The sequence below is a fragment of the Microcystis wesenbergii FACHB-1317 genome (assembly GCF_014696875.1).
Classification (GTDB): Bacteria; Cyanobacteriota; Cyanobacteriia; order Cyanobacteriales; family Microcystaceae; genus Microcystis; species Microcystis wesenbergii_A.
In genome coordinates, this window is the sequence record NZ_JACJQV010000009.1 from 1 (window position 1) to 3,418 (window position 3,418).

Annotated in this window: 5 protein-coding genes; all 5 read left to right on the forward strand. The window is 37.6% G+C overall.

Features of this window, described 5'->3' with window-relative positions; translation table 11 throughout:
- Nucleotides 1-52 precede the first annotated feature (52 nt).
- On the forward strand, nt 53-268 hold the full coding sequence (locus H6F92_RS26910; RefSeq protein ID WP_416338805.1) for a hypothetical protein: 216 nt from the start codon (nt 53-55) through the stop codon (nt 266-268).
- On the forward strand, nt 249-623 hold the full coding sequence (locus tag H6F92_RS00165) for a type II toxin-antitoxin system PemK/MazF family toxin (RefSeq protein WP_190356377.1): 375 nt from the start codon (nt 249-251) through the stop codon (nt 621-623). The genes H6F92_RS26910 and H6F92_RS00165 overlap by 20 nt, the downstream gene beginning before the upstream one ends.
- Nucleotides 624-953: 330 nt before the next feature.
- On the forward strand, nt 954-1,163 hold the full coding sequence (locus H6F92_RS00170) for a DUF2281 domain-containing protein (protein ID WP_185238236.1): 210 nt from the start codon (nt 954-956) through the stop codon (nt 1,161-1,163).
- Nucleotides 1,164-1,454: 291 nt separating this feature from the next.
- Nucleotides 1,455-2,627, forward strand: coding sequence for an RNA-guided endonuclease InsQ/TnpB family protein (locus tag H6F92_RS00175; RefSeq protein WP_322874178.1), 1,173 nt, complete (start codon nt 1,455-1,457; stop codon nt 2,625-2,627).
- Between the two features lie 87 nt (nt 2,628-2,714).
- On the forward strand, nt 2,715-3,418 hold a 704-nt coding region (locus tag H6F92_RS00180), incomplete at its 3' end, for an ISAs1 family transposase (RefSeq protein WP_190356378.1).

The window sequence follows — 3,418 nt, forward strand, 5'->3', positions numbered from 1 at the left end:
AAAGACTTAATAGAAGGGATTGAATTGGCTATGTTAGAAGTTACTCAAAAAGATATTCGCAATTGGTTTACTCACTGTTGCTACTGTACCTCATAAGTCAGAGAATTGCTATATATCTCCATCCTTAAAACAGCGTCTTGCTTTTCTGAAGTTACCAATGACTGAACGGAGGAATATTCTCAAAAGTCAAGCCGATATAATGCTCTCTCACTATCAACAAGATTCTGAATGGCAGGAGTTAATGGCAGGTGACATCATTGAGTATTAACCCTGAGCTGCCAAAACGTGGAGAAATTTGGTTAGTCAACTTCGATCCTACTGTGGGTGCAGAAATCAAAAAAGTGCGTCCTGCTGTCGTCATCAGTTCCGATTCAGTAGGAAAGCTTCCTATCAAGCTTATTGCTCCTATTACAGACTGGAAAACATATTTTTCCGCAAATTTCTGGCCCGTTAAAATTGAACCTAACAGTATCAATGGATTGAATAAAGCTTCTGCAATTGATACTCTTCAACTAAGAGGGGTGGATTTACAAAGGTTTATTCATAAATTAGGAAGCGTTTCTGAAATTACAATGCTGGAAATTATAGCTTCCATTGCTACTGTAATCGAATTTGAGGTCTAACAAATGATTGCACCCGACCGTGTGTTAGATAACTCATAATCATGTAAACGTAGTGAATTCAGCTGGTAGGCTGCGTTCCCTAATGTGGCTCCTACTGCTCCAGCGCTCGATTTTGGGGAACTCACCATGCACATTGATTGAAACTGTGGGTTAAAGTGCGATACCGAAGGCACTGGGTAGCACCCCTAGATGGGGTTGGAGGGCTTGCTTTAGGGCGCTATACTGGGTTATAGGGGTTTTCAAGATTAGTGCTATTTCTCATCAAATCCTATGCTAGACTGGTGGTAGATTAGTTATCAACTACTACAAAAAGTTGAATTGGTAAAATACATGAGTACATCAGCAAAATCACTAGAAGAACTGGTGAGACAATTATCGCCCCAGTTAAAGGGTGAAGTACAAACGTTTGTAGAGTCACTTTTAAGTAAATCTAACCAACCTATAAAACGTAAACTCCGTCAAGACTGGGCAGGGATGCTTAAAACCGATTACACATCAATTGAGTTACAGCATCTTGCAGTTGAATGGAGAAATGGCTAGTGTTTCTTCTGGATACGAATATTTGGCTAGAACGCTTATTAGGACAAGCACAGGCGGAGGTTGTTGCGGAGCTACTTGATACGCTCTCACCGTCTGATATGTGTATGACTGATTTTACTTTACCTAAAATGTCGGATGAATGCCCCCGCTAGATTTTTCAACAAGATACTCACTAAAATTAGCGGGGGATGAAATCCGACCAGAATATTAGCAACGGAGTATCGATTTAATTCTATCATTTGTGAGTAAACTGTGTTATAATCTACTTAACCAATGGTCGAGAATTGTTAGATGCTAGTCGTAGAAGCAAAGCTAAAAAACGGGACACTAGAGCAATATCACCAGCTTGATGAAGCTATCAAAACTTCTCAGTTTGTGCGTAATTCTTGTGTTCGTTATTGGATGGATCATAAGGGTACAACCCGCAATGATCTCCAAAAACTTTGCTCGGTACTAGCTAACAATAAAGAGACACCTTGGGTTAATAAATTAAACTCACAAGCACGTCAATCTGCTGCTGATAGAGCCTGGCAATCAATTAGTAAGTTTTATCAGAATTGTCATGCTAAAATACCGGAAAAAAAGGGTTTTCCTCAGTTCAAAAAGCATAGTCGTTCTGTTGAGTATAAACTAACGGGCTACAAACTATCTGATGATAGACGTAAAATCAAGTTCACCGATGGCTTTAAAGCAGGAGAATTTGATTTATGGTGTAGTCAAAAGACATTAGTTTATTATTCAGAACAACAGATTAAACGGGTAAGAGTTGTTAGACGTGCTGACGGTTATTATTGCCAGTTTTTAATTGACGTAGAACGGCAAGAATACCATAAACCAACGGGACAAATAACAGGAATTGACTTAGGGTTAAAGGAGTTTTATACCGATGCTCAAGGTAATACTGTAGAGAATCCACGTTATTTAATAAAGTCAGAAAAACGACTGAAAAAAGCACAACGACGATTATCTAAGAAATTCCGTACAGGAAAGAAACAGTCTAAAAACTATCATAAGCAACGGGTAAAGGTAGCTAGGCTTCATCTTAAAGTATCAAGACAACGTAAAGACAAAGCAATTAAAGACGCTGTGGCGTTAGTCCAGTCTAATGATCTGGTAGTCTATGAAGCTTTAAAGGTAAGAAACTTAGTCAAAAACCGTAAGCTTGCCAAGTCGATTTCTGATGCTTCTTGGTATCAATTCACTGAATGGTTGAATTATTTTGCCAAGATTTATCGGATTGTTTGTGTTGCTGTTCCTCCCCATTTTACTAGCCAAGATTGTTCAGTTTGTGGGACGAGAGTTCAAAAAACATTAAGCACTAGAACTCATCAATGTCCCAATTGTCAAACAGTCTTAGATAGGGATCATAATGCAGCAATAAATATTCTTAAAAAAGGGTTGCAATATTTGGGAAATCATCTCAACGGTACTGTTGGGCAAACAGAAACCCCCCCCCAACCCTAGGGCTGTTTCATTCTCCCATCAGAATATCAAAAGTAAAAGCGATCACTATCAGGTAAAATGAGAAGTGACCGCCAACTTTTTAAATATATGTTGAGCTTAATAGAAAAACTGAAACAAGTCAAGGACTTTCGGAAAGATCAAGGAAAAAGACACCCTTTATGGATAGTATTAGTAGTAATAATACTGGGAACAATGCTAGGATACTCAGGTTATAGAGAGCTAGGAGAGTTTGCTAAAAATAATCGGCACAGGCTGAGTAAAGAATTTAACATAATTCCAGAAAGAGTCCCATCCTCTTCAACAATTAGAAGGGTGATGATGGGAGTTGATGGTCAGATTTTGTTAAAAATGTTTAATGAATGGGCATTAGAAGAATATGGACAAAGAAGTGATATAAATTGGCTAGACATAGATGGAAAAAGTCTCAAAAACACCCGAAAAAATCCTAATAATGAACAACAAAATTTTATTATGTTTATCTCATTGTTTAGTCAAGAAAGTGGCTTGGTATTACACTTAAAAAGAATCGAAAACAAAAAAGGGTCTGAAATCGACGAAAGTCAAGCTATAATTGAAGATTGCACTCTCCAAAATAAAGTTTTTACTGGCGATGCTTTACACTGTCAGAAGAAAACAATCAGCTTAATAGCCAAGACTAAAAATGATTATGTTATCACAGTTAAAGGAAATCAGAAAAATCTTTATCAGCGAATTCAAGACCTGAGTAATTCCTCAAAGCCAGAAAGTTGTTTTCTTGAACAAGATAATAGTCATGGTCGAAAAATATCAAG